22 protein-coding genes and 2 riboswitches are annotated in these 26,163 nt (G+C 70.2%); of the genes, 8 read left to right on the forward strand and 14 right to left on the reverse strand.

The genetic code is table 11. The features are described 5' to 3' along the window. Positions 1-65 precede the first annotated feature (65 nt). Both QWJ39_RS15090 and QWJ39_RS15095 read right to left on the reverse strand, forming a co-directional pair. Positions 66-1,979 (reverse strand): ABC transporter ATP-binding protein, encoded by a 1,914-nt coding sequence (locus QWJ39_RS15090; RefSeq protein WP_290258685.1) that lies wholly within the window; start codon positions 1,977-1,979, stop codon positions 66-68. Further along, the gene (locus tag QWJ39_RS15095) at positions 1,976-3,646 is read right to left on the reverse strand and encodes an ABC-F family ATP-binding cassette domain-containing protein (RefSeq protein WP_290258686.1); all 1,671 of its coding nucleotides are present in this window, start codon (positions 3,644-3,646) and stop codon (positions 1,976-1,978) included. The genes QWJ39_RS15090 and QWJ39_RS15095 overlap by 4 nt, the downstream gene beginning before the upstream one ends. A gap of 234 nt (positions 3,647-3,880) precedes the next feature. Here QWJ39_RS15095 and QWJ39_RS15100 point away from each other — a divergent pair, with 234 nt between their 5' ends. The 4 genes from QWJ39_RS15100 to QWJ39_RS15115 all read left to right on the forward strand — a co-directional run bounded on the left by QWJ39_RS15100 (position 3,881) and on the right by QWJ39_RS15115 (position 6,975). Then, positions 3,881-4,660: a hypothetical protein gene (locus QWJ39_RS15100; RefSeq protein WP_290258687.1), complete on the forward strand. Its 780-nt coding sequence runs from the start codon at positions 3,881-3,883 to the stop codon at positions 4,658-4,660. 102 nt (positions 4,661-4,762) lie between these two features. Beyond that, positions 4,763-5,482, forward strand: a complete 720-nt coding sequence (locus tag QWJ39_RS15105) for a hypothetical protein (RefSeq protein WP_290258688.1) — start codon at positions 4,763-4,765, stop codon at positions 5,480-5,482. Beyond that, on the forward strand, positions 5,479-6,228 hold the full coding sequence (locus QWJ39_RS15110; RefSeq protein ID WP_290258689.1) for a hypothetical protein: 750 nt from the start codon (positions 5,479-5,481) through the stop codon (positions 6,226-6,228). Before QWJ39_RS15105 ends, QWJ39_RS15110 begins: the two co-directional genes overlap by 4 nt. A gap of 12 nt (positions 6,229-6,240) precedes the next feature. Next, positions 6,241-6,975 carry a hypothetical protein gene (locus QWJ39_RS15115; RefSeq protein WP_290258690.1) on the forward strand — a complete coding sequence of 245 codons (735 nt, stop codon included), beginning with the start codon at positions 6,241-6,243 and terminating at the stop codon, positions 6,973-6,975. Positions 6,976-7,205: 230 nt separating this feature from the next. Here the strand turns inward: QWJ39_RS15115 and QWJ39_RS15120 are convergent, their stop codons facing one another. From QWJ39_RS15120 to QWJ39_RS15160, 9 genes are all read right to left on the reverse strand, one after another. Then, positions 7,206-10,226, reverse strand: coding sequence for a glycoside hydrolase family 38 C-terminal domain-containing protein (locus QWJ39_RS15120; RefSeq protein WP_290258691.1), 3,021 nt, complete (start codon positions 10,224-10,226; stop codon positions 7,206-7,208). 85 nt (positions 10,227-10,311) lie between these two features. After that, complete coding sequence (fdhD, locus tag QWJ39_RS15125; RefSeq protein WP_290258692.1) at positions 10,312-11,199, reverse strand: formate dehydrogenase accessory sulfurtransferase FdhD; 888 nt, start codon at positions 11,197-11,199, stop codon at positions 10,312-10,314. Between the two features lie 132 nt (positions 11,200-11,331). Further along, the gene (locus tag QWJ39_RS15130; RefSeq protein WP_290258693.1) at positions 11,332-12,705 is read right to left on the reverse strand and encodes a molybdopterin-binding protein; all 1,374 of its coding nucleotides are present in this window, start codon (positions 12,703-12,705) and stop codon (positions 11,332-11,334) included. After that, the gene (locus QWJ39_RS15135; RefSeq protein ID WP_290258694.1) at positions 12,702-12,986 is read right to left on the reverse strand and encodes a DUF6457 domain-containing protein; all 285 of its coding nucleotides are present in this window, start codon (positions 12,984-12,986) and stop codon (positions 12,702-12,704) included. The genes QWJ39_RS15130 and QWJ39_RS15135 overlap by 4 nt, the downstream gene beginning before the upstream one ends. Positions 12,987-12,996: 10 nt before the next feature. Further along, on the reverse strand, positions 12,997-13,644 hold the full coding sequence (locus QWJ39_RS15140) for an NTP transferase domain-containing protein (protein ID WP_290258695.1): 648 nt from the start codon (positions 13,642-13,644) through the stop codon (positions 12,997-12,999). Positions 13,645-13,680: 36 nt separating this feature from the next. Beyond that, positions 13,681-14,181: an HNH endonuclease gene (locus tag QWJ39_RS15145; protein WP_290258696.1), complete on the reverse strand. Its 501-nt coding sequence runs from the start codon at positions 14,179-14,181 to the stop codon at positions 13,681-13,683. A gap of 255 nt (positions 14,182-14,436) precedes the next feature. Next, on the reverse strand, positions 14,437-15,207 hold the full coding sequence (locus QWJ39_RS15150) for an NlpC/P60 family protein (RefSeq protein WP_290258698.1): 771 nt from the start codon (positions 15,205-15,207) through the stop codon (positions 14,437-14,439). 266 nt (positions 15,208-15,473) lie between these two features. Beyond that, positions 15,474-15,667: riboswitch (cyclic di-AMP (ydaO/yuaA leader) on the reverse strand. Between the two features lie 112 nt (positions 15,668-15,779). Continuing rightward, positions 15,780-16,598, reverse strand: coding sequence for a peptidoglycan DD-metalloendopeptidase family protein (locus QWJ39_RS15155; RefSeq protein WP_290258699.1), 819 nt, complete (start codon positions 16,596-16,598; stop codon positions 15,780-15,782). Between the two features lie 2 nt (positions 16,599-16,600). Beyond that, positions 16,601-16,843: riboswitch (cyclic di-AMP (ydaO/yuaA leader) on the reverse strand. Positions 16,844-16,962: 119 nt separating this feature from the next. Next, a complete protein-coding gene (locus QWJ39_RS15160) occupies positions 16,963-17,658 on the reverse strand; it encodes a metal-dependent transcriptional regulator (protein WP_290258701.1) in 696 nt (231 codons plus the stop codon). A gap of 253 nt (positions 17,659-17,911) precedes the next feature. Between QWJ39_RS15160 and serC the strand changes: the two genes are divergently transcribed. Continuing rightward, complete coding sequence (gene serC, locus QWJ39_RS15165) at positions 17,912-19,042, forward strand: phosphoserine transaminase (RefSeq protein WP_290258702.1); 1,131 nt, start codon at positions 17,912-17,914, stop codon at positions 19,040-19,042. A 25-nt stretch (positions 19,043-19,067) separates the two neighbouring features. Here the strand turns inward: serC and QWJ39_RS15170 are convergent, their stop codons facing one another. The 3 genes from QWJ39_RS15170 to QWJ39_RS15180 are packed head-to-tail and all read right to left on the reverse strand — an operon-like array spanning position 19,068 to position 21,513. Further along, the gene (locus QWJ39_RS15170; RefSeq protein ID WP_290258703.1) at positions 19,068-20,399 is read right to left on the reverse strand and encodes an MFS transporter; all 1,332 of its coding nucleotides are present in this window, start codon (positions 20,397-20,399) and stop codon (positions 19,068-19,070) included. 42 nt (positions 20,400-20,441) lie between these two features. Further along, positions 20,442-21,119, reverse strand: coding sequence for a DUF3027 domain-containing protein (locus QWJ39_RS15175; protein ID WP_290258704.1), 678 nt, complete (start codon positions 21,117-21,119; stop codon positions 20,442-20,444). A gap of 10 nt (positions 21,120-21,129) precedes the next feature. Next, positions 21,130-21,513 carry a cold shock domain-containing protein gene (locus QWJ39_RS15180; protein ID WP_290258705.1) on the reverse strand — a complete coding sequence of 128 codons (384 nt, stop codon included), beginning with the start codon at positions 21,511-21,513 and terminating at the stop codon, positions 21,130-21,132. Positions 21,514-21,690: 177 nt separating this feature from the next. Between QWJ39_RS15180 and QWJ39_RS15185 the strand changes: the two genes are divergently transcribed. From QWJ39_RS15185 to QWJ39_RS15195, 3 genes are read left to right on the forward strand one after another with little or no spacing between them, the layout of a single operon-like run. Then, positions 21,691-21,924, forward strand: coding sequence for a hypothetical protein (locus tag QWJ39_RS15185; RefSeq protein WP_290258706.1), 234 nt, complete (start codon positions 21,691-21,693; stop codon positions 21,922-21,924). Positions 21,925-21,934: 10 nt separating this feature from the next. Then, positions 21,935-24,445, forward strand: a complete 2,511-nt coding sequence (locus tag QWJ39_RS15190) for a helicase-associated domain-containing protein (RefSeq protein WP_290258707.1) — start codon at positions 21,935-21,937, stop codon at positions 24,443-24,445. Further along, positions 24,442-26,088: a DNA repair helicase XPB gene (locus tag QWJ39_RS15195; protein ID WP_290258708.1), complete on the forward strand. Its 1,647-nt coding sequence runs from the start codon at positions 24,442-24,444 to the stop codon at positions 26,086-26,088. The genes QWJ39_RS15190 and QWJ39_RS15195 overlap by 4 nt, the downstream gene beginning before the upstream one ends. Positions 26,089-26,163: the final 75 nt, after the last annotated feature.

Consider the following 26,163-nt stretch of genomic DNA (forward strand, 5'->3'; position numbering starts at 1 on the left):
GGCGGGACCCAGCCCCGGCTTCCCGTCGGGCCGGGCCCCCTACGGGCCGGGTCCCTGCGTCCGCCCTATGCGTCCGGCAGCGCGTCGGCAGCCACCGCGGTGGCCTCGGCGAACTGCGTCCGGTACAGCTCCGCGTAGCGGCCCTCGGCGGCCAGCAGCTCGCTGTGCGTCCCCCGTTCGACAACCACGCCGCCCTCGATCACCAGGATCGCGTCCGCGGCGCGGATGGTGGAGAGCCGGTGGGCGATCACGACGGCGGTGCGGCCTTCCAGCGCGGCACCGAGCGCGTCCTGGACCGCGGCCTCGTTGGTCGAGTCCAGCGCGGCGGTGGCCTCATCGAGGATGACCACCCGCGGCTGGGCGATGAGCAGCCGGGCGATGGTGAGGCGCTGGCGTTCGCCGCCGGAGAGCCGGTAGCCGCGCTCCCCCACGATGGTGTCCAGGCCGTCCGGCAGCGAGCGGATCATGTCCTCGAGGCGGGCCTGCCGCAGAACATCCCACATCAGCTCCTCGGTCGCGTCCGGGCGCGCCAGGCGCAGGTTGGAGGCGATGCTTTCGTGGAACAGGTGGCCGTCCTGGGTCACCATGCCCAGGGTCTCGCGCATCGAATCGAAGGTCAGGTCGCGGACGTCGACGCCGGTGCCCGGTTCGCTGCCGCCGAAGCGGACCGCGCCGGAATCGACGTCGTACAGGCGGGACAGCAGCTGGGCGATGGTGGACTTACCGGCACCGGAGGACCCCACCAGGGCCACCGTCTGGCCGGGTTCGACCCGGAAGCTGATGCCGTGCAGCACTTCCTCGCCGCCCCTGGTGTCCAGGGTGGAAACGTCCTCGAGGGAGGCCAGGGACACCTTGTCGGCCGAGGGGTAGGAGAACCGGACGTTGTCGAATTCCACGGACAGCGGTCCGCGCGGGGATGCCACGGCGTCCGGCTTCTGCTGGATCAGCGGCTTGAGGTCCAGGATCTCGAAGACCCGCTCGAAGCTGACCAGGGCGCTCATGATCTCCACCCGGGCGCTGGAGAGCGCGGTGAGCGGGGCGTAGAGGCGGGTGAGCAGCAGCGCCAGCACGACGACGTCGCCCGCGGCGAGCTGGCCGCCGAGCGCCAGCCAGCCGCCCAGGCCGTAGACCAGCGCCAGCGCCAGCGCGGAGACCAGGGTCAGGGCGGTGACGAACGTGAACTGCAGCATCGCGGTGCGGACGCCGATGTCCCGCACCCGGCCGGCACGTACGGCGAATTCATGGGATTCCTCGTCCGGACGGCCGAAGAGCTTCACCAGGGTGGCGCCGGGCGCCGAGAAGCGCTCGGTCATCTGCGTGCCCATGGTGGCGTTGTGTTCGGCCGCCTCACGCCGCAGCTCGGCCAGCCGGGAACCCATCCGCCGGGCCGGGATCAGGAAGATCGGCAGCAGGATCATGGCCAGCACCGTCACCAGCCACGACTTGTTCAGCATCACGGCCAGCGTCAGGACCAGGGCCACCACGTTGCTGACCACGCCGGAGAGGGTGCCGGCAAACGCGGACTGGGCGCCGATGACGTCATTGTTCAGCCGGCTCACCAGGGCGCCGGTGCGGGTGCGGGTAAAGAATGCGATAGGCATCTTCTGGACGTGGTCGAAGACCCGGGTGCGCAGGTCCAGGATCACGCCCTCGCCAATGGTCGAGGACAGCCACCGCGTCACCAGCCCCAGGCCGGCCTCGGCCACGGCCACGATCGCGATCAGGACAGCCAGCCAGATGACCGTGCCGGCGTCCGTCTTGGCGATGATCGCGTCGACGACCTGGCCGGCGAGCACCGGCGTCGCGACGGCCAGGACAGCCATCACGATGGAGAGCAGCACGAAGGCGATCAGCCGGTTGCGGTGCGGCCGGGCGAAACCGAAGACGCGCTTGACCAGGGCCTTGGAGAAAGTCCTGGAGCCGTCGGCGCCGCGGGTGATGTTGTAGAGGGAGCTCCAGGCGACCCGGTCCATGCTCATGTGTTGGTGCCTTTCGGGGCGCTCGCGCCCAGCAGTTCGGTGACGGTGCCGTCCACGACGTTCCAGCGGACGTCGAGGCGGACGTTTTCCAGCAGCCGGCGGTCGTGCGTGACCAGCAGCAGGGCGCCGTCGTAGCTCTCCAGCGCCTCCTCCAGCTGTTCGATCGCTGGCAGGTCGAGGTGGTTGGTGGGTTCGTCCAGGACCAGCAGGTTCACGCCGCGGGCCTGCAGCAGCGCCAGCGCCGCGCGGGTCCGTTCCCCGGGCGAGAGGGAGTCGACGGTCCGGGAGGTGTGGTCCGCCTTGAGCCCGAACTTGGCCAGCAGGGTCCGGACCTCGGCCGGCGTCTGGTCGGTCAGGACAGCCTCGACGGCGTCACCCAGTTTTAGGTGTCCGGCCAGCAGCCCGCGGGCCTGGTCAATCTCCCCGACGGCCACGGAGGCGCCCATCGAGGCGTCCCCGGAGTCGGGCCGCTGGACGCCCAGCAGCAGGCGCAGCAGGGTGGACTTGCCCGCCCCGTTGGGGCCGGTGATGCCGATCCGCTCGCCGGCGTTGAGCTGCAGGTTCACCGGGCCCAGGGTGAAGTCCCCCTGGCGGACGACGGCGTCGCGCAGGGTGGCGACGACGGAGCTGGAGCGAGGGGCGGCGCCGATGCTGAACTGCAGCTGCCACTCCTTGCGCGGTTCCTCCACCTCTTCCAGCCGGGCGATCCGTGACTCCATCTGCCGGACCTTCTGGCCTTGCTTCTCCGAGGACTCGGTGTTCGCGGCGCGGCGGATCTTGTCGTTGTCCGGGCTCTTCTTCATCGCGTTCCGGACGCCCTGGGAGCTCCATTCCCGCTGGGTACGGGCGCGGGAGACCAGGTCCGCCTTGGTGGCGGCGAACTCCTCGTAGCGTTCGCGGGCGTGCCGGCGGGCGACGGCGCGTTCCTCCAGGTAGGACTCGTAGCCGCCGTCGTAGACCGCGACGGCGTTCTGGGCCAGGTCCAGTTCCACCACGGTGGTCACGCAGCGGGCCAGGAACTCGCGGTCGTGGGAGACCAGCACGACGCCGCCGCGCAGGCCCTGGACGAAGGCCTCCAGCCGGGCCAGGCCATTCAGGTCGAGGTCGTTGGTGGGCTCGTCCAGCAGCACGATGTCGAAGCGGCTGAGCAACAGGGCCGCGAGCGCCACCCGCGCCGCCTGGCCGCCGGAGAGCCCGGTCATGGCCGCATCCTCGCCTACCTCCAGGCCCAGGTCCGCGAGTACGGCTGGGATGCGGTCATCCAGGTCGGCGGCGCCGGAGGCCATCCAGCGGTCGAAGGCGGCCGCGTAGGCGTCGTCGGAGCCGGGCGCACCGGAGCCGAGGGCCTCGGCGGTGGACTCCATCTCCACCGTGGCCTGGGCGCAGCCGGTCCGCCGGGCAATGTAGCCCGCGACGGTTTCGCCGGGGATCCGTTCGTGTTCCTGGGGCAGCCAGCCAACGAAAGCGTCCGCCGGGGCTAGGCTGACCGTCCCCTCCTGGGGTTCGTCGACGCCGGCCAGCAGCCGGAGGAGAGTGGACTTGCCCGCACCGTTCGCGCCGACGACGCCGACCACGTCCCCGGGCGCCACCGTGAGGGAGAGTTTGGAGAAAAGAGTGCGGTGGTCGTGGCCGCCGGAAAGGTCTTTTGCAACGAGGGTTGCCGTCATGAATCCATCCTCTCACCGGCCGCCCGGACGGGGCTGCGGGGGCATGTTCCGGCTCGCAGCGGGCCGGGCATAGAAGAACCCGCTGGTCCGGACTTGGGGGGTGTACGGACCAGCGGGTTCGAGCAACTAGCATAGTTGATTCGGGCCCGCCGGCAAAATCGCCGGCGTCAGGTCCGGACCAATGACAGTGCACAGCGGGGGCAGGTGCGGACACGCCGAAAGAGGAACCAGCCCGTGATCACCACCCTCCTGGTCTCCGTTCTAGCGGTCTGCGCTGTCATCACACTTCTCAGGATTCCCGCTGCGTTGCGCGGCGAAAACCGATCCCTGTTCGGCATTTTCCTGCTGGCCACCGTGGCCATGGTGCTCAGCATTCAGGCAAGCTATGACGCCATCGACCATCTACTGGGGTCTCAAAACTACGCCAACCTGATCCTGCGGTTCGTCATCTACGGCACCGTGCTGCTGGCCGGCTACAAGATCGCCAAGGGCTTCGAGAACAAACGGAGCCTCCGGCTCCTGCTGGGCCCGGCCGGGCTGACCGCTCTGGCGCTGATCTGCCTGGCCACCGCCGTGCCATTCCTGCTGGCGAACACCGCCGGCACCTCGGTAGGACTGGCCACGCTGCCGGACCAAAGCGAGCACAACCGCCAGCTCATCGCCCTCTACACCCTGGCCGGTCGGCTCTACCCCGCCTACGTGGCCGCCTGCCTCCTGCCGGCAACCATCCACGCGCTGCGGTCCCGCCTCCCGGGGCTGGTTCGGGGAGGGGCCGCGCTCCTGACGCTGGGTTCTATCGCCATGGTTGTGATGCCGTTCAGCGATCTCGTCCCCCGCGGCCTGACTTTCCTCCAGTACTACATCAGCTCGGCTGCCGTCATGGGGCTGGTACTGGGACTGGCCCTGATCTGGCTGGGACGGCTGTCCGCCCGGCGGTCCGTGGGCTCCGGGCTGAAGAATTCCCACGAATCCCGCATGGCGGGACCGGCGAAGACGGGCAAGAGCGACCTATAATGGTTCTCAGCATTGGGGGGTGCCGGCCATCGTCGGCGGCGTACCGCTAGTGCTGTGAGGCCCTGCCACCCCGCTCCGGTACGAATCCGCAGAAAGTCATAGATGCCCTTACCCGCCAAAGCCTTCCAACTCTGGCTCCATGGTGTTGCGCCCGCGGCAAGCACCGCTGACATCTGCAGGATCTCGGGACTGAAACGGACGACCCTGGCGCAGCAGTTGGTGCGGGGCAAGGTGGCCGAAACCTCCGTGGTCAGCATCAGCCGGGCACTGGGGATCAACCCCGCCGAGGCCCTGTCCTCTTTCGATCAGTACGCCGAGCTCAAGCAGCTGAGGCGGCCTCCCACCTCCGCGGAACTCGTGAGCCAGATCGCCACCATGGACCTCCTGGAGGCTGTCGTGGCGCGCTCCTCGGGCCGGAGCGGACGACTGACACTGAGCCCGCCGCCCCACGCCACCTCCGTGCGGAACTGGGTGGACGCCGTCGACGACGGCGAACTGCGGCACCGGGTGTCGGCCGCCTCCGGCGTCGCCCCGCAAAATTACTCGGCGCAGCTGACCGCCAACCGGTTGTCCCCGGAACTGGCCATTGCCACATCGCGGGCTGCCGGCGTCGGCTTCAGCGCCGGCTTTGTGGCTACCGGCCTGATCACGGAGGCGGAGGCCGGTTGGTCCCCCTCAGCCCGGCAGGAAGCCCTCGACGCCCTGTCCGACGGTGACCTCGTTTCCCTCGCCGGTGACCGGCTCCAGGCCCTGGGCCGCACCCTGCGGCGGCAGGAACAGGAACAGGCCCAGACCGAGAAGATCTGGGAGAACCTGGGGTGATCGACATCCTGCAATGGACCACGCTGGGCGTCTGCGCACTCCTGGCCGTGTTTCGCATCCCTAGCGCCCTCCGCGGGGAGAACCGGCTCATGTTCGGGATCTTTCTGCTGATGACGCTCGCCATCCTGCTCAGCATGGAGGCGCCCTACGTCGCGGTGGACCAGCTCCTGGGCGGCACCAACATTGCCAACCTGGTGCTCAGGTTCGTCATCTTCGGGGTCATTCTGCTGATCGGGCTGCGCGTCGCCCGCGGTTTCGGCGCCGGGCGGGCGCTCTCATGGATTGCCGGGAAGCCGGGCGTCACCGCACTGGCCCTGGCCTGCGCCGCCGTCATCGTGACCTTCCTGCTGATGGACACCCAAGGGTCCTCTGCGGGCCTCAAAGCTATTGCAGCCAAGGACGCTCGAAACGCCGCACTGGTAGAGGTTTACGGCGCGTTCGGCCGGCTTTACCCCTGCTACATCGCGGTGGTCCTGTTGCCGACCATGATCCGTACCGTGCGCAGCCGCCTCCCGGTGCTGATCCGGCTCGCGGCGGTGTTCCTGTCGGTCGGCGCGGTGGGGTTGGTCCTCAGCCTGTCGTCACCGATCATCCCACCGGGCATGGGATTCATCCGGTTCATCGTCAATTACACCGCCGTGCTCTGCTACGTCCTGGGCCTGGCCGCCGTCTGGGCGGACAAAATCAGGGCGCAGGCCCGGCGCCGAAATCCGCTGCCTTCATCCGAGAGCAGCTTCTCCCCCTAGAAACGAGGCATCATGACGTTGCTGGGATGGGGAACCCTGATTGTTTGCGGCGTGGCTCTGCTGCTCCGTGTGCCCGACGCCGTCCGCGGCCGGAACCGGACCGTCTTTGGCATCCTGTCCCTGGCCACCCTCTGCAGCCTGCTCAGCCTCCCGGGCCCCTATGCCGCCGTCGACGGCGCCCTCGGCGGGATCAACCTGACCAATCTCGTCCTGCGCTTCCTGGTCTGTGCCATGGTCCTGCTGGTGGGGCTGCGCCTATCCCGGGCCCTGGGCGGCGCCCGTACCCGGGAACTGGTGACGGGCCGGTGGGGACGCCTGGCCCTGGCAGCGGCGTGCGTGGCGCTTGCGGTGACGTTCTTCCTGATGGACACCCGCGGCTCCTCGGCGGGGCTGGAGGCGCTGCCGGACCGGGGTGGGCGGAACGCAGCGCTCGAGCCGCTGTACGCGGGCTTCGGACGCGTCTACCCTGCTTACATCTCGCTGGTCCTGCTGCCCGCCCTTCTCGCCGCGGTGCGGGCACAGTTGCCCCGGCTGGTGCGCAGCGGCGCGGGCCTGACCGCCGCCGGAGCGGTCGCCGCCATCCTCACGGTCCCCGTTAGTTTTGCGCCAGACGCCTGGGACGACGCACGCATCGTGGTGAACTACGCGGCGGTCCTCGGCTACGTGCTCGGGCTGCTGCTCTTCTGGTTGTCGGGGCGCCTGTCCCGGCCGCAAGATAACGCTCCGGCAACGTTCCGGGAAAAATAACGTCATGCATTCACAAAATCATTAGACCGTGAGAGAATCATGAATGTGTGAAAACGCCGCCCGGTCCCTTGAATGGGGATTCAGTCTGATTGGACCGGCGGTCGTCCAAGCGCCATTGGGGGGATGAGTGGTAGCGGTCCGCAAGGACCGCTCCCACTCAGCCTGGTTTAAGGCCACTTTTCCGCTCCGCGGCCGCCCGCAGGTTGCCGGAACCGCCGGAAAGACCCGGTTCAGCGGGCCAGGCGCAGGGTCACCAGCTGGAACGGGCGCAGCTCCAGCACCGCATCGGCCCCGCGGATCTCGACGCCGGGCGCGTCCGCCGGACGCTCCAGCAGGTCCACAGACCAGACCCGGGACACGGCGAAGTTCGCCGAGAGTACCCCCCGCGAGCGTCGGCCGAGGGCCTCATAGAGCCTGACCACCACGTCACCGGAGCCGTCCTCGGCCAGTTTTACCGCCTCCACCACCAGGGCCGGGTTGCTCACGGCGACCAGCGGCTCCGCCCCGTGCGCCCCCTTGACCATGCGGGGCGCAAGGTTGGTGCGGTACCCCTCCTCGACGGCGTCGGCAATGCCCGCACCGGGCCGCACCGTCACGGTCAGCTCGTGCGGCCCCTGGTCTGCGCCGGGGTCGGGGAACTTCGGCGCCCGCAGCAGCGAGACCCGCACCGTGGTGGTGGTTCCCCCGTCGTCCCTGACCTGGCGGGTGACGTCATGGCCGTAGCTGGCCGCGTTGCTGACCGCCACGCCATACCCGGGCTCCTCCACGTGGATCCAGCGGTGGGCGCAAATCTCAAACTTCGCCGCCTCCCAGGACGTGTTGACGTGCGTGGGCCGGAAGACATGGCCGAACTGGGTCTCCGCGGCGGAACGGTCCGCCCGCAGGTCCAAGGGGAACCCCAGCTTGAGCAGCTTCTCGCGCTCCCGCCAGTCCACGGCCGTGGCGATCTCCAGCGACGCGGACCCCGACGCCAGCCTCAGCCGCTGCGTCACGGGTGAGCCGCCCGCCATCCGCTCGATCACGACGATGGCGTCACCGCCGTCGCGCTCCAGGGTCACGGACCGGGCCTCGGTCAGGGCGGTGACGTTGCGCCGGTAGAAGGAATCGATGTCCCAGGCGTCCCATTCGTTGGGGGTGTCCCGGTGCAGTTCCAGGAGGTTGCCGGCGGTGCCGGGGGCGATCGCCTCCCGTCCGCTGGCGTGGTCCCGGAGTGAGACCAGCAGCCCGTTCGCGTCCACTACGGCACGGATGATCCCGTTGTCCAGCACGAAGCCGCTGTCGGCCGCCGTCGCGTTCACGGCGGCGCCGGCGGTTTGAGGTTCGGCCGCGCCGAGCGCGGGGACCCCGGCGCGGGCGTGCGGGGCGGCGTTGAGCAGGATATCGCGGTCCCCGTCCCCGAGAGCGGCGGCGGCCGCGGCCGCGATGATCGCCTCGAGGTCACGGGCGACGGCGTCGTAGTTCCGTTCCGCGTCCTGGTGCACCCAGGCGATCGAGCTGCCGGGCAGGATGTCGTGGAACTGCTGCAGCAGCACCAGGCGCCACAGCCGCTTCAGCTCGGCCGCCGGGTAGGCTGCGCCGGCCCGGACCGCCGCGGTGGCGGACCAGAGCTCCGCCTCCCGGAGCAGGTGCTCGCAGCGGCGGTTCCCCCGCTTGGTGTTGGCCTGGCTGGTGTAGGTGCCGCGGTGGAGCTCCAGATACAGCTCCCCCACCCACACCGGCGGTGACGGATAGTCTTCCGCCGCCCCGCCGAAGAAGTCCGCCGCGGAGCCGATCCGCACCCGCGGCGAGCCCTCCAGGTCAGCGGTTCGCCGGGCGGCCGCCAGCATCTCCCGGGTGGGTCCGCCGCCGCCGTCGCCGTAGCCGAAGGGCAGCAGGGACATGCTGCCGCGGCCGTGGTCCCGGTAGTTGCGCTCGGCGTGGGCCAGTTCGCGGCCGCTGATCTCGGAGCTGTAGCTGTCTACCGGCGGGAAGTGGGTGAAGAGGCGGGTGCCGTCGATTCCCTCCCACTCGAAGGTGTGGTGCGGCATCCGGTTGACCTGGTTCCAGGAGATCTTCTGGGTCAGGAACCAGCGGCTGCCGGCGGCCTTGACGATCTGCGGCAGCGCGGCGGAGTAGCCGAAGGTGTCCGGCAGCCAGGCCTCGTGGCATTCGACGTCGAACTCGGCCAGGAAGAAGCTCTTGCCCTCGAGGAACTGCCGCGCCATGGCCTCGCCGCCGGGCATGTTGCTGTCCGCCTCGACCCACATCCCGCCGACGGGGACGAACTGGCCGGCGCGGACCTTGTCCCGGATCCGTTCGAACAGTTCCGGGTAGAACTCCTTCATCCAGGCCAGCTGCTGCGCGGAGGAGCAGGAGAAGACGAAGTCCGGGTCCTCGTCCATCAGCGCCACCACATTGGAGAAGGTCCGGGCGCACTTGCGGATGGTCTCCCGGACCGGCCAGAGCCAGGCCGAGTCGATGTGCGCGTGGCCGGTGGCCAGCAGCTGGTGGGACGAGGCGTAGGCCGGGCGGGAGAGCACCTCGGCGAGCTGCGCGCGTCCGGCGGCGGCCGTGCCGGCGACGTCGTCCGGGTCCATGGTGTCCAGCATCCGCTCCAGGGCGCGGAGGATCACGTGGCGGCGGGGCAGCTCCATGGGCAGTTCGTGCATCAGCCCCCGCAGCGTCCAGATGTCCTGGTGCAGTTCCCAGACGCACTGGTCCAGTTCGGCGATCACGATCCGGCCCAGCCGGTAGCGGGGCTCGGTGCCCGCGGTGGCCTTGTCACCCAGCGGCGTGGCGGCGAAGGTCCAGCCCTGTGAGAGGTCGGGGTTCGCGGCCGCCTCGACGTAGAAGTCCACCGTCATGCCGCTGCCGAGGAGTTTCAGCGGAATGTACTGGTTCCGCGGCGAGATGGCTTTGATGACGGTGCCGTCGGGCCGCCAGGCGGTGCCTTCACACTGGAAGCCCGGCAGGTCCGCGCTGAACCCCAGGTCAACCAGGACCTCGACGGCGGTGTCCGGCGCGCTGCCCCAGGTCTCCGGCACCTCGCCCTGGAGCCGCAGCCAGGTGGTGGACCACGGGCCGCCCCAGGGTGCCCGGGGGTCCTGCGGGGTGAAGTCCTGCTGCAGGGCTTCCAGGGCCGGGACGGGTTCCCCGGGCGCGGTCCAGCTGCTCAGGCGCAGCGGGACGGTGCGGGGGTAGATGGCCGGAACGATGCGTTCGCGCGCGAAGCGGTCCAGCCGGACTTCCGTGAGACGGCGGTCGTCGTGCACAGTGAACCTCTTTTTGCTCGGGTGCGGAGGAACCGGGCGCAGGCCTGAATCCAGTCGTTGGATTAATCTACGGCGCCACGGGGGCTTAGGCCAGCCGTCCGGTTGAGGGCAGGGCGGCCGGCACGCCGATCCGTTCGTGGCCGGCGTACACGTTCAGGCTGGTGCCCCGGCTGAAGCCCGCCAGCGTCATCCCGCTGGCTTCGGCGAGTTCCACGGCCAGGCTGCTGGGTGCGCTGACGGCGGACAGGACGGGAATTCCGGCGAGCGAGGCCTTTTGCACGAGTTCGAAGGAGGCGCGGCCGGAGACTTGCAGGACGGTGCCGCGCAGGGGCAGCAGCCCCTCCCGGAGTGCCCAGCCCACTACCTTGTCGACGGCGTTGTGGCGGCCGACGTCCTCGCGCAGGCAGAGGAGCTCGGCGCCGCCGTCGTCGGAGATGCGGAACAGCCCCGCGGCGTGCACGCCGCCGGTCGCGTCGAAGACCGCCTGGGCCTCACGCAGCCGGTCCGGGAGCGCGGCCAGCGTCTCGACGGGCACGGCCACCGGGTCCCCCGCGGGGCTGAAGTGCGAGGACTTCTCGACGGCCTCGATCGAATCGGTGCCGCAGATCCCGCAGGAGCTTGAGGTGAAGAAGTTCCGTCCGGTGTCGGGGCGGACGACATCGGGCCGGAGCTGGGCTTCCACCACGTTGAAGGTCTGCACGCCGTCTTCGTCCTCGCCGGCGCAGAAGCGCAGCGAGACGAGCTGGTCGGCGGACCAGATGATCCCCTCGGAGACCAGGAAGCCGGCCACCAGGTCGAAGTCGTTGCCCGGGGTGCGCATGGTGACGGAGAAGGACGTGCTGCCCAGCCGCACCTCCAGTGGTTCCTCCACCGCCAGCACGTCCTCGCGGTACCGGACCGGGAACTCACGCGCCTGCGGGGATCCGTCCAGGACAAACTTGTGCACTTTGCGGCGTTGCGTCACGCGGCCCATTCGGTACTCCTCATCAGCGGTGCGGTGGGGCGGCCCGGCCTGCGGCCGGCTCCCGCCCCTGGATCCATTCTGAACTCGGCCGTGGTGCCAGCCAAGCCGGCGCCAGCCACGCCGGGCCCCGTCTGGCCGGTGTCAGCCAAGCAGGGCGCTCCAATCGACCGGACCGTTGCCGCCCGGCTTCTTCGGGGTGCGCCGGGCGGCGGGTTTCGGTGCGGGCTTGCCGGCGTCAGGCTCGGGCAGCGGCCTCCCCCAGGGCAGCGCGAACGCCGGGACGGGTTCGCCCAGCTGCGCCCCGTGCGGCGGGACCACCAGGACCCCGTCGGCGGCAGCGAGTCCGCGCATCATGCCGGGGCCGGTGTGCTGGGCCGGGGAGGCCATGCCGTAGACCATGCGGAAGGGCATCAGCCGGGTGCGGCCGGGATCGGCGTCGATCATCGTGCCGCACGGGACCTCCGTGACGGGCGGCGGGGGCCGGTGACCCAGCGCGGCCAGGAGTGGTCCGCCGATGGTGGAGAGCGCCATCATGGCTGCGAGCGGGTTGCCGGGCAGCCCGATGATGAAGCGTCCGTCGGGCAGTTCGGCCAGGACCGCGGGGTGGCCGGGACGCATCGCGATGCCGTCGATCAGCAGCCTGCCGCCCAACTGCTCGACGGTGCGGCGCAGGTGGTCGGTCCCGGACCGGCCCGTCCCCCCGGTGGTGATGACGACGTCGGCGGGCGGGGTGTCCTCGTCGTCGCCCACGGGTTCGGGGTCCTCCAGGGCGGCGAGCCATTCCGCGTCCCCGTCACCGATCTTGATTTCGCCGGCGGGGACGCCGCCGAGCAGGTCGACGACGGCGGAGAGCTGCGGGCTGAAGGTGTCCCGGACCTCCCCCGGCTGGGGCACGCCGCTGGCGACCACCTCGGAGCCGGTGAAAACCAGGCGGACCACCGGTTTCCCCAGCACGGGCAGCGCGTCATGGCCGGCGAGGGCGGCGAGGGCCAGGTGGGCCGGGTTGAGCACGGTCCCCTTGGGGATCAGGACCTCACCCTCGGCCGCTTCCTCGGCGGCTTTGCGGATGTGGTCGCCGTTGCGTGGCTCCCCCGGCTTCGCGCCGCCGCCAAGCTTCAGCACCGGCAACTGGTCCTCGTCGGGGCCGATCATCCCGCTCTCGCTGCGGAGGACGGCCTTCGCACCGGCCGGGATCAGCCCGCCGGTGACGATGGGACTGGCCTGGTGCGGTGCGAGGCGCTGCCCCGGCTCGGCCAGGATCCAGGGCCCGCTGCCGTTCACCGCCCAGCCGTCCATGGCCGAGGACGCGTAGTGCGGCATGTCGTGCAGGGCGGTGACGTCGGCGGCGAGGGTGCGGCCGAGGGCGCGGCGCAGGGCCACCGGGGCCGGCGGGATCGGGCTGGCGCAGTCGAACGAGAGCTCCCGGGCTTCCTGCCAGGTGTGGGCCAGGTGCCGGTGCGCGGCGGGCTCGGTCCCGGCGTCGTCGGCGTCGTCGCGGGGTGGCTCGGACGTCATTCCCCGGGGGCCTCGGCGGCGTATTCCTTGGCGAGTTTCCGCGCGACGCCCATGGCGGCGCGCATGGAGACCTCGTCGGTGGCCTGGCCGGTGCCGGAGGCCAGCCCGGCGGCGAAACCGGCGATGAAGGTGGTCAGCGGTGCGGCCGGGCGGACCACGGAGTGCGCGGCAACCCCGGCGAGTCCCAGTACCTCGTTGATGTCGATGTCGACGCCGTCGAGCTCGAGGGCCTGGAGCAGCGCGCGGCACCAGTCCTCGAGGGTTTCGTCCTGGCTCTTCACGGTGGGCCTTTCATGTCGTGTGCGGGCGGCCGCTTCCGTTCCCGGCCACGCCGGGACACGCGACCCCCAGGGCCTGGGCGTCCGCCCAGGTGTCGACGTCGTCGGTGGACCCGGGCGGCACGGGAACCGTCCGCAGGTCCAGACTAGCAAGCAGGCCGAACAACGATCCGCCCTCCAGCGTGCCGCGCCGTGCCGCGTCCGCCACCGATCGTTGTAGCGCGGCCGTGTCATAAAGACCGGCCAACGGCTGGATCCGGCCGTCCGCGGAAACGGCGACACTGCCATCCGAGCCGGGCTGCGCCCGGGAACGGTCGACGAAGAGGGCGGGGACGGCTTCGGCGACCAGCGGCATGTCGCAGGCCAGAACCAGCGTCAGCGGCGCGGGGTTTCGGCCGGCCGCTCCCCCGCCGGCGAGGGCTTCGAGTCCGGCGGCCAGGGCTGCCGCGGGTCCGGCGAAGGGCGGGTCTTCACGACACAGGAGGACTCCGGCCGCGCGGGCGCCGGCTTCCGGGCCCACGACTGCAACGCCCTGCGCCCCGGCCGCAGCGAGCAGCGACCGCTCCAGCAGGGTATCCCCGCGGAAGCGGAGGGCGGCCTTGGGGGTTCCGCCCAGCCGGGAGGACCTACCCCCGGCGAGGATGACGGCGTCGAATTCCACCCGCCCAGCCTAGCCGCCTGCGGGCGGCCGGCGGTGCTAGTGCGCGGATTCCGGCAGCAGGAACGGATCCCATGCGGGGGTGGGCTTCTCCAGTTCCTTGATCTGCCAGATGGTGCCCTTCGGTGGACCGGGGGTGAACCCGAGCTTCCAGCCCATCTCTGCCGGGGTGTGGTCGCCCTTGACGTTGTTGCAGCGCAGGCAGGCAGCCACCAGGTTCTCCCAGGAGTCGGCTCCGCCCCGGGACTTGGGCTGGACGTGGTCGATGGTGTGGGCCGGTTTGGCGCAGTACGCGCACCGGTGGCCGTCCCGGCGGAGCACTCCGCGACGGCTGACCGCGGTCACGGTGTTGTAGCGCGGACGGATGTAGCGGTTGAGCAGGATGACGCTCGGCCGGCCGAGGATCTCCTGCGGCCCCACCACGGGGTCGTCCCCCTCGGCCACGACGCTGGCCTTGCCCGTCAGCACGAGCACCAGTGCCCGGCGGAAGGTCACCACCGCCAGCGGTTCATATCCAGCATTCAGAACGAGTGTGCGCATCCGCATCCCTCTTCACGGCCGCACCCGCCAGTGGCACGAGGGCCGGCTGCCCTCTGCATGGTCAGGCTAAGGATCGACACCACAAGAGTAAACACGGGTGGCCCGGATTACCGAATTTCGGGCTTTGGGCCATCCGTGGCGGATCCCGGGCCGGTCCGGCTCCGGGGCCTTCCGGCGAGAGCCCGAGGGCTTAATGGAAAAGGACCCCCGCCGGTGACAGGGGTCCTTTTCGAAGCTTCGCGGGAAGCGGGGGTCTTAGCCGCCGACGCGGATGAAGACCGGGCCGGAACCGACGTTGACGCTGTAGAGGGCGGTGGTGCCGCCGTTCCAGCCGCCGTGGACGGCCATGCCGTTGCCGACGTAAACGGCGATGTGGGCCATGCCCATGCCGCCGTTCTGGTAGTACGCGAGGTCACCCGGCTGCGCTTCGGCGGCGCTGACGGTGCGGCCCAGGGACAGGTAACCTGCCGGCCAGCCGTGGTAGTGGATGCCGACGGCGGCCAGGGCGTTGGTGGCCAGCATGGTGCAGTCCTGGGACACGCCGATCTGGGCGTAAGCGGCGGCGGCGATCGAGGCGCCCATGCCGCTGGTGGCGGCCGGAGCCTTGGTGGCGACAGACGCGTTGACCGCGGTGCCGGCAGCCGGGGTGGCAGCGGCGGTGTTGGCGTTGGTGTCAGCTTCCTGCACCTTGACGACGGGCTTCGGGGCCTCGACGACGGGGGCGGCCGCGGTGGTCACAGCAGGCTTCTCGTAGGAGATGGCGATGCTGGAGGCCGCCGAGATGGTGGCCGGAGCGGTGGACTGAACCTCGGTGGCGGAAGCAGAGGTGGATTCGCGCTGAACGTTGGTCTCGGCGGCGTTGGCCGCGATACCGCTGGTCAGGACCAGGCCCGAGGCAGCAGCGATAACCGCAGCCTGGCGACCCATGCCACCGGCGTTGTCGCCGACGGCCTTGGCAATGACAGCCAGCGAGTTGGTCTTGGTGACCTCCGCGCGGTGGCGTGCAATGGTTGCACGAGTAGTCATTTAGTTCTCTCTTTCGTGATCCTTTGTGTCCGCGCTCTTGAACAGGCGGGACTAAGGACGCTCCGGCATCTTGGGGGTACGCCGGATCGCCCCGAAACGGGTTTCTTTAGCGAAGGGTGTACTGCGAAGACGCGCCAAAAGCAGGAACTGCATTGCGTGAACCATCCCGGGCGCCGGCAAGGGCAACGCGGTGCATGGTAATCAGCGGGCTCGACTGAGCCTCGCCGGCGCGAAAACGCGCAGCATTGTGGCGTGAAGACACGAAAGTAGCCTCTCCCAATGCCTACGAGGTGAGCTGTCGGATTCGGATGGGAGTCACCCGGCCGCTCCGCTTCCTGGGAAGCTTTGCGACTTAACCCCTAGGCCTTCTTGCGAAGACCAAAATTGGTTCCCCCGCCCCTGCCAGACGATGTCATGCGAACGGACCTTGAGCGGTGGCAGAGTTAGGCAATCCACTCAAGAGCGCCAACTTCGGTGAAGTTGGCGTGCTTCATACGGTACAACAGTTCGGACTCAATGTCACATTCAGATCACGGCGTGTCACGGAAGTGTGAGCATTGCGAAGGGCTCTTCTAGAGCCAGCCCAGCGGATCAACGACGTCCCCATTGACCATCACCTCGAAGTGGAGGTGGCAGCCGGTGGAGGCACCGGTTGTTCCGCTCATCGCTATCACATCGCCACGGGAGACCTTCTGGCCGACGTGGACGCTGGATGACGACAAGTGGTTATACGTGGTCTCCAGGCCATTGCCATGGTCGACCACAATCCGGTTGCCGCCCCCGTAGGGGTGCCAGCCGGAGAAGGTTACGGTGCCGCTTGCTGCGGCATGGACGGCCGTCCCGCACTGGGCGGCGTAGTCCTGGCCGCGGTGGAATTCGCCCACCGCGCCGGTAATGGGGCTGATCCGGTAACCGAAGGGCGAAGCCGTGATCATGGTGTCTAGCGGGGCGCCGAGCGTCCCCGCGGATGCGGCGCGGGTGATGGAGCCGACGGATTGCGCGCTGAGCAGCTGCTTGAGCTTGCCGTCCGGGTCGCCCTTGGTGGTGACGGCGGTGCGGTTGAAGTCGATCTGGGCCGCGGCGGCCTTGACCTCGGGCTGGGCCGCCGCGGAGACAGATCCCGAGGTGGGGGCGTCGACGGCCAGAGCGGGGCCGGTAACGGGGACGGCCACGGTGAGCGCGATGCCAGCGGCGGCCAGGGTCATGCCGGCCTTCTGGCCCATGCCGGTGACGGCGGCGAAGTCTGCGACCTGGCGGAGCGGGCTGCGCCGGCTGCGGCGCTCGTCCCGGTGCGCGTCGCGGGGGCGCGGGGCGGTGACATCGACGGCGGGGCGCGGCTCCGGAGCGGGGCCGGCGGCGCGGCGGCGCCCGCGGACGGTCTGCGTGCTCAAGTGGTTCCTCTCTGAAAAGCCTGCGAAGTTAGCTGTCGGATTCGGGTCAGAGAGTGCATAGACCCGGTCCGCCGATGCAAGCATCCAGGCAGAGAGGCACCCGGAAAAGGTGTCCTCAGAGAGTTCGCTTGCCGCTAGCGGACTTCACCCCAAGGCCGGAATTACCGGCCGGTAGTGGTTCCCCCGCCTCTGCCAGAAGGTGATTCGCACCCTGATCCGCTGGCAGAGCTCGGCTTCGGATCAGGTAACGCTTTAGTCTCGGTACTAGTCGATAACTATAGGGGATTAAGACCCATAGTAATAATTTCGTTATCTCCTAGACCGGCTAGTAAACAGCACCCTTACGGTATGCTTCCGCGCCGCGCTACCCGCGGGTAACGAAGACGTGCGCGGCGACCTCGGGCGGCAGCTCGAGCGCCCCCTCGATGTCGGGGACGCGGACGGAGATGTACTCCCCCACCCGCTCCAGCGAGACGGTGGCCCCGGGCCGGATACCACCCTCGTCCAGCTGCACCAGGAGTTCCGGTTCCACCTGGATGGGTTCGGCAAGCCGGCTCACGGTAATGCGGGAGCCCGCGGCATATCCCGCCATGGCGTCCAGGAGGTTGACGACGCCGTCGGCCGGCTCCGCCGTCGGCAGGCCGCCCAGTTCGGCGAGGCCCGGGATGGGGTTGCCGTACGGGGAGACGGTGGGGTGGTCCAGCATCTCGAAGATGCGGCGCTCGACCCGTTCGCTCATCACGTGCTCCCAGCGGCAGGCTTCCTCGTGGACATAGGCCCAGTCCAGGCCGATCACGTCGGCCAGCAGCCGTTCGGCGAGGCGGTGCTTGCGCATCACCGCGGTGGCGCGCCGCCGCCCCACCTCGGTCAGTTCCAGGTGGCGGTCGCCGGAGACCACGACCAGCCCGTCGCGTTCCATCCGGCCGACGGTCTGGGAGACGGTGGGTCCGGAGTGGCGGAGTCGTTCGGCAATGCGGGCCCGGAGCGCGACGATGTTCTCTTCCTCAAGCTCCAAAATGGTCCGAAGATACATCTCCGTAGTGTCGATCAGATCCGTCATCCAGCTCAGCTCCTTGAGCGCCGTCCTTGCATCATTCCACCGTACAGCGTGCGGGGTGCGGCCACCCGGGATCCGCCATACGCTCCGGACAGCCTAGCCTATTGTGAATTACTCCGGATAATTTGAGGGCCGGCTTCCTGACCGGACTGTGACAGCCCGTTTTCCGGCGCCGGGGCCGCCGTCGGGCAGAATGGAAGCGGTCCTTACCGGCCGACCAGCCACCTCTCGCACCCAGCCGACCATTGGAGCCATTGTGAGCGACACCAGCATCACCATTCCCGCGAACCTTCTTCCCAAGGACGGCCGGTTTGGCGCCGGGCCCTCGAAGGTCCGCCCGGAACAGATGGAGGCCCTGGCGTCGGCCTCGGCCACCCTGCTCGGCACCTCGCACCGCCAGGCCCCGGTCAAGAACCTGGTGGGCTCGGTCCGCTCCGGCCTCAGCGACTTCTTCCGCGCCCCCGAGGGCTGCGAGGTGGTCCTGGGGGTCGGCGGCTCGACGGCGTTCTGGGATATCGCCAGCTTCGGGCTCGTGGAGAACAAGGCACAGCACCTCTCCTTCGGCGAGTTCGGCTCCAAGTTCGCCGCCGCCACGAACAAGGCGCCCTTCCTGGCCGAGTCCTCGATCATCAAGGCCGAGCCGGGCACCCGGCCCGAGGCGCGGGCGGAGGCCGGTGTGGACGTCTACGCCTGGCCGCAGAATGAGACCTCCACCGGCGTGGCCGCCCCGGTCCGGCGGGTGGCCGGCGCGGACGAGGGCTCGCTGGTCCTGGTCGACGCGACCTCCGCCGCCGGCGGCCTGGATGTCGACGTCGCCGAGTCCGACGTCTACTACTTCGCGCCGCAGAAGAACTTCGCCTCCGACGGCGGACTGTGGCTTGGCCTGTTCTCCCCCGCGGCCCTGGAGCGGGCCGCCCGGGTCAAGGCCTCCGGCCGCTGGATCCCGGACTTCCTGGACCTGCAGACCGCCATCGACAACTCGCGGCTGAACCAGACCTATAACACCCCCGCGCTGGCCACCCTGGTGACCCTGGACGCGCAGGTGCGCTGGCTCAACGCCAGCGGAGGCCTGGACTTCGCCGCGGCACGCACCGCCGACTCCGCCGGACGGATCTACCGCTGGGCCGAGGCGTCCAGCTTTGCCACCCCGTTCGTTACGGACCCGGCCGACCGCTCCAACGTGATCGCCACGATCGACTTCGACGAGTCGGTCGACGCCGCCGCGATCGCCAAGGTGCTGCGCGCCAACGGGATTGTCGACACCGAGCCGTACCGGAAGCTGGGCCGTAACCAGCTGCGGATCGCGACCTTCGTCGCGATCGAGCCGGACGACGTGTCGGCCCTGCTGGAGTGCATCGACTACGTCGTGGCAGAGCTGGCGAAGTAGGCCCGGGGCCGCCCTCCGGGGCGGCCTAGCGGCTGGCGGCGTCGTCGGGGTTTACCGCCCGGACGACGCCGTCGTCGTCTGCCGTGCCGATCGCCCCGCCTGGCACCAGCCGGAAGAAGCGCAGGCCGCGGGCCCGCCGGTTGAAGGCGATCCGCAGGTGGCGTGCCCGGATGATCCAGACCATCCCGATCAGGGCCGCGCCCACGCCGGCTGCAGCGGCGACGCCCATGGACCAGCGAGGGCCGGCGACGTTCGCCACCCAGCCGACGAACGGCGCCCCGATGGGTGTTCCGCCCATGAAGATCGCCATGTACAGGGCCATCACGCGGCCGCGCATGGCCGGGTCCGTGGTGGTCTGCACGTAGCCGTTGGCGCTGGTCATCATGGTGATGGCGCACAGGCCCACCGGAACCAGGGCCACGCCGTACCAGAAGTAGTTCGGGGCCAGAGCGGCCAGCCCGGAGGTGATGCCGAAGACCCCGGCGGCCCCGAAGATCATCCGCATCCGCGGGCGGCCGCGGCCGGCCGAGAGCAGGGCCCCGGCGACCGAGCCGATGGCCATGATCGAGTTCATCAGCCCGAAGGCACCGGCGTCGAGGCCGAACTCGGTGCCCACCATCGCGGCGATGAAGAGCACGAAGTTCAGGCCCAGGGTCCCGACGATGAAGACCGCCACGAGGACCACCACAATGTCCGGCCGGTGCCGCACGTAGCGCAGGCCCTCCCGGATCCGGCCCTTGCCGCCGCGCGCCTTGGGGAGTTTCCGCAGCGACGCCGTCGGGATCCGGGCGAGGCTGGCCAGCAGCGCCACGAAGGTCAGGGTGTTGACCAGGAACACCCAGCCGGGGCCGATCGCGACGGTCAGGACACCGGCGACCGCGGGCCCGATCATCCGGGCGACGTTGAAGGAGGCGCTGTTGAGGGCGACGGCGTTGGGCAGGTAGTCGTCCTTGACCAGCTCCGAGACGAAGGTCTGGCGGACCGGGGCGTCGACGGCCGAGACGACGCCCAAAAGCAGGGCAAAGATGTACACGTGCCAGAGCTGCGCCGCCCCGGAGAGCACCAGCGCGCCCAGCAGGGCGCTCAGCAGCGCCATGGACGACTGGGTGAGGTTCAGGAGGGTCTTGCGGTTGAAGCGGTCGGCCACCAGTCCGGCGACCGGGGCCAGGAACAGCTGGGGTCCCAGCTGGAGGGCCATGGTGATGCCCATGGCGCCGGCGTCCTGGTGGCTGAGGTGATCGAAGACCAGCCAATCCTGGGCGGTCCGCTGCATCCAGGTGCCGATGTTCGAAACCAGGGCCCCGAGGAACCAGATGCGGTAGTTCAGGATGTGCAGCGATTTGAAGGTGGACCTCATGGAAGGTCCTCCCGCTGCTCCGCCCTGAACGCCGCCAAACCGCTAGTCGGTCCCGGCGACGGACCGGGCGTCCGCTGCGCGTTCGTCGGGTTCGTCCCCGGGCTCGTCCGTCGCGCCAGTCCCGGACTCCGCGGGAGCATCGTCCTGGCCCGACTCGTCCTGGGGGGCGTCCTGCACGGCGTCGTCCCGGGCGGCGTCGGGGCTGCAGGCGTTGTCCGCCTCGGCGTCGGACTCGTCCCGGTGCTCAGCCCCGGCGTCCTCGTGGCCGTCGTCGGGCTGGGCATCCTCGGGCCGGACGCGTTCGGCCCACGGCACCCACTCGGGGGCCAGGATGGAGTCCTCCGAGGGCAACAGCCCCAGCTCGTCCACCGTCACCACCTTGGAACGGGAGTTCCGGGTCAGCACGGCGTACCACTGCCAGCCGCCGTAGCCGGGAAGCTTGGATTCGAACAGATGGGTCACCAGGCGGTCGCCCTCGCTCTTGGCCGCCAGGTGGCGTCCCACCTGCTCGGGCTCGGCGATGCCCTCCACCGCGGTGCGGGCGACGTCGATGGACGCGGCCAGGAAGGCGTCGGGCTTGCCCACCCGCCACACGGGCACGCCGTACCGCGGTTTGGCCGCCGCCTTGGTGCCCTTCGCTCCGGCGCCGGACGCCTTGGACGCCGGCTTCCGTCCGGCGTCGGGCACCGGGGAGCCGGTCTCTTCAGGTTCCGCAGTCATCGGCCGGACCCTACGCGTCCAGCTCGTCGGCAACCTTGCGCAGGGCGGCGGCAATAGCCTTCGCCTTGTTGCCCTCGGGGTACTTGCCGGCGGACAGGGTGCCGGAGAGGTTGTCCAGCACCGTCACCAGGTCCTGGACCAGGGGCGCGAGGTCCTTGGCGCTGGGCCGCTTCGCCTTGGCGATCGACGGAGTCTTGTCCAGCACCCGCAGGCCCAGGGCCTGGGCGCCCTTGCGGCCGTCGGCCACGCCGAACTCAACCCGGGTTCCGGCCTTCAGCTCAACGACGCCCTCGGGCAATGCGGACTTGGGCAAGAAGACCTCCTGGCCGTCCTCGCCCGCGAGGAATCCGAAGCCTTTTTCCTTGTCATACCACTTGACCTTGCCGGTAGGCACGTAATCAACCTTCTTCGTTCTGCTGGGACGCGGCCGGCGGTCACCGCATCCGCACCGATGTGCGGGTTCAGGGTATGACCGCCCCGACCGTGTTGGTCTGTTCCTTCAAGGTTATCGTGCCCGGGCAGATTTGAGCGCTTGAGGCGCGGATGCAGGCGGACTGTTAGCGTTGCTGTCATGACTCCACAGCGTCTCCGGCGCTCCCTGCTGATCCTCGCCGCCGCCGTCGCCGTCCTTTCCCTGGCCGCCTTCGGCGCGGTGATCGCCCTGGCCGCCGGCAACGCCGTGGCGCCGGTCTGGCTGACCTCGGCCGCGCTGTACGGCCTGCCGGCCGCATTCCTGCTGATGGCCCTCCTGGTGCTCGACGCCGTCATCGCCCGCCGCCGTGCCCGCGGCCTCGGCAGGGGCTGACGGAGACCCCATGTCCCAGATCCGCGCGCTCGGCGAGGACCTGCAGGCGCGCAGCGACGATTCGCTGCGGGCCCTGTTCGCCGCGCGGCCGGACCTGATGATCCCCGCCGTCCCCAACTTCGCCGCGCTGGCCGCCCGGGCCAGCGGCCGCGTCAGCGTCCAGCGCGCCCTGGAACGGCTGAACCGGCCGCAGATGCAGGTGCTGGAGGCGCTGCACCTGTGCACCAACGCCGACACCGGCCACAGCGCCTCGGCGGCAACACTCAAGCGGCTGATCAAGGGCTCCACCGTGGCGGCGCTGGAGCGGCTGCTGGCCTCGCTCCAGGACCTGGCCCTCGTGCACCGGGCCGACCCGTCGCACGGCACCGGGGCCCCGGCGGCACGGCAACGCCACTACCTGCCGGTCGGCAGCCTGAAGGATGTCATCGGCATCTATCCGGCGGGCCTGGGCCGCAGCTACACCGAGCTCGTGCGCCTGCAGCCGGCGTTCGCGCAGCGGGTGGTCCAGCTGGTGGCCGAGCTGCACCAGTCCGGGGCGGGGATCGCGCCGGCGGACACCCCGATGGACGCCGCCCTCGCCCTGCAGCACTGGACCGGCTCGCCCGAGGCGCTGCAGGACCTGCTCTCCCGCGCCCCGGAGCGGACCGCCGCGCTGCTGGACCGGTTCGGAAACTGGGCCATGGGCGCGGTCCCGCAGGCGCAGCGCCGCGTGTCCGTGCTGACCGAGACTGCCGACGCCGGACCGGTCGACTGGCTGTTGGCCCGCGGCCTGCTGGTCCCGCTGGACGCCGCGCACGTGGAACTGCCGCACAGCGTGGGGCTGGCCCTGCGCGGCGGGTACGTGATCGACCACTTCGCCCTGGCCCCGCCGGTGCCGAACCTGGGCCTGACCAGCGCCGCGCTGCGCCGGAACGCGGCGCTCGGCGCGATCGCCGAGACCCTCCGGCTGGCCGGCGAACTGCTGCACGCCGTCCAGGCCCAGCCGCTTGTCACGCTCCGCAGCGGCGGCGTTGGCGTCCGGGAAATGAAGCGGCTCGCGGACACGCTGCGGATCGGGCTGCCGGAAGCCGGGGTGCTGGTGGAACTGTGCGCCCTGGCCGGACTGCTCCGGCTCGACGTGGACAGCTCGGCCTGGGTCCAGCCCGAGCAGCTGGAATGGTTGACCCTGCCGCGGCAGGAGCAGTGGCTGTGGCTGGTCAACGCCTGGCTCTCCAGCGAACGCGTCCCCTCCCTCGTGGGCCAGCCTGCCGGCGGCGCGTCCGCCCCGGCGGGCCGGGCCGCGGGGGCCGCCGGCACCATCAACGCGCTCTCCGCCGAGGCCCAGCGGCCGGACGCTCCGGTGGTGCGCAAGCGGATCCTGGAGATCCTGCAGGAACTCACCATTGAGGCCGGTGCCGCGGACGGCCGGGCCCCGGTGCTGGACGCCGCGGCGGTGCTGGAGCGGGCCGACTGGTCGCAGCCGCGCATGGCCCGCCGCTTCAGCTCGCTGATCCGCGGCGTGCTGGCGGAGGCGGAGATGCTGGGCCTGGTGGGTTCCGGGGCGCTGAGCCAGATCGGCGCCGAGATCGCCTTGGACCATCCGGAGACGGCGCTCGGCATCCTCGGCGAACACCTTCCGGCGGCCGTGAACCACGTGCTGCTTCAGGCCGACCTGACCGCCGTCGCCCCCGGCTACCTGGACCCGGAGCTAAGCGGGAAGCTGCTCGCCATGGCCGACGCCGAGGGCCAGGGCCCGGCGACCATCTACCGGTTCTCGGTCGGCTCCATCCGGCGCGCCCTCGACGCCGGCCAGGACGCCGCGGGCCTGCTGGAATTCCTCCGGACGCACTCGGCCACCGCGGTGCCGCAGCCGCTGGAGTACCTGATCGAGGACACCGCGTCCCGCCACGCGCGGCTGCGGGTGGGCCCGGCGTCCAGTTTCATCCAGAGCGAGGACGAGACGGCGCTCCTGGAACTGCTCAACGCCCCCGCCGCCGCGGGACTGGGCCTGGTCCGCCTCGCCCCGACGGTCCTGGTCTCCACGGCCGCTCCCCGGGACGCGGCCCAGGTGATGCGCGGACTGGGCATGACGCCCTCCCTCGATGACGCCGCGTCCGCCGTCGTCCGGCTGCGGCGCAGCGCCGCCGCGCCCGGCAGCGCACGCCCCGTCTACACGGCGCCCCGCTCGGCCCCCGAGGACGCCGACGTCGACGCCCAGCTCGCGGTGCTCCGCGGCGGGCATCCGGCCGGCGGCACAGGCCCCGGCTCCGCCCACGGTCCGGGCGGTAGCGGCGCCCCGGGGCCGGCCGCCGAGGCGAGCACCCAGCTGGGGCTGGAGACCCTGCACCGGGCGATCCGGTTGAAGCAGGCGGTGATGATGAACGTGGTCGACGGCCTCGGGAATGCCACCCGCGAGCGCGTTGTTCCGCTTGCTGTGAGTGGCGGACGGGTCCGCGTGTTCGACCCCGCGAGGGAGACCGAACGGGTCCTGTCCGTCCACCGGATCATTGATGTCGAGGCCACCGAGGAACTGCTCCCGTGAATGACGGACCACTGATCGTCCAGAGCGACAAGACCATCCTTCTGGAGGTCGACCACGAGCTGGCCACCGAGGCGCGCCACGCCATCGCCGCCTTCGCCGAACTCGAACGCGCCCCCGAGCACGTGCACAGCTACCGCCTGACGCCGCTGGGCCTCTGGAACGCACGGGCCGCGGGCCTGGATGCCGAAAAGGTGCTGGACACGCTGCTGAAGTACTCCCGTTTTCCGGTGCCCCATGCCCTCCTGATCGACGTCGAGGAGACTATGTCCCGGTACGGCCGGCTGCGGCTGGAGAAGGACCCCCAGCACGGCCTGGTCATGCGCACCTCCGACTACCCGGTCCTCGAGGAAATCAGCCGCGCGAAGAAGATCGCGCCGCTGCTCGGCCCGCGGATTGACGCGGACACCGTGGTGGTCCATTCCTCCCAGCGCGGTCAGCTCAAGCAGCTGTTGCTGAAGCTCGGCTGGCCCGCGGAGGACCTGGCCGGCTACGTGGACGGGACCCCGCACCCGATCATGCTGGACGAGACCGGCTGGAAGCTGCGGCCCTACCAGCAACTGGCCACGGAGAACTTCTGGGCCGGCGGCAGCGGCGTGGTCGTGCTCCCCTGCGGCGCCGGCAAGACCTTGGTGGGCGCGGCGGCGATGGCCACCAGTTCCACCACCACGCTCATCCTGGTCACTAACACCGTCTCGGCCCGGCAGTGGAAGGACGAGCTGCTCAAGCGCACCTCCCTGACCGAGGAGGAGATCGGTGAGTACTCCGGCTCCGTCAAGGAGGTCCGGCCGGTGACCATCGCCACCTACCAGGTGCTCACCACCAAGCGCGGCGGCCTGTACCCGCACCTGGAACTGGTCGACGGCAACGATTGGGGCCTGATCATCTATGACGAGGTCCACCTACTGCCGGCGCCGATCTTTCGGATGACCGCGGACCTGCAGGCACGGCGCCGGCTGGGGCTCACGGCCACCCTGGTCCGCGAGGACGGCCGCGAGGGCGAGGTCTTCAGCCTGATCGGCCCCAAGCGCTACGACGCCCCGTGGAAGGACATCGAGGCGCAGGGCTACATCGCGCCGGCGGACTGTGTTGAGGTCCGGGTGGACCTGCCGCGGGACGAGCGGGTGGCGTACGCCATGGCCGACGACGCCGACAAGTATCGGCTCTGTGCCACGTCCGAGACCAAGACCGGGATCGTGGAGCGGCTGGTTGCGGAGCACGAGGGCGAGCAGCTGCTGGTGATCGGCCAGTACATCGACCAGCTGGACGAGATCGGCGGGCGTCTCAAAGCCCCGGTGATCAAGGGCGACACCTCCGTCAAGGAACGCCAGCGCCTCTTCGATGCCTTCCGCGCCGGCGAGGTCCGCACCCTGGTGGTGTCCAAGGTGGCCAACTTCTCCATCGACCTGCCGGAGGCGTCCGTGGCGATTCAGGTCTCCGGATCCTTCGGGTCCCGGCAGGAGGAGGCGCAGCGGCTGGGCCGGCTGCTGCGGCCCAAGCAGGACGGCCGCGCCGCCCGCTTCTACTCCCTGGTGGCACGGGACACCCTGGACCAGGACTTCGCCGCGAAGCGCCAGCGGTTCCTGGCCGAGCAGGGCTACGCCTACCGGATCATGGACGCCAAGGACGTCGGCGCTGGGGACTAGGCCCCGCCGCTCTCCGGTCGCGCTAGCCGCATCACTGCCCGGACACGGATCGGCCCGGTCCCGCCGCCGCAGCGG

Origin of the sequence: Arthrobacter sp. YD4 (assembly GCF_030410515.1) — a bacterium.
Classification (GTDB): domain Bacteria; phylum Actinomycetota; class Actinomycetes; order Actinomycetales; family Micrococcaceae; genus Arthrobacter.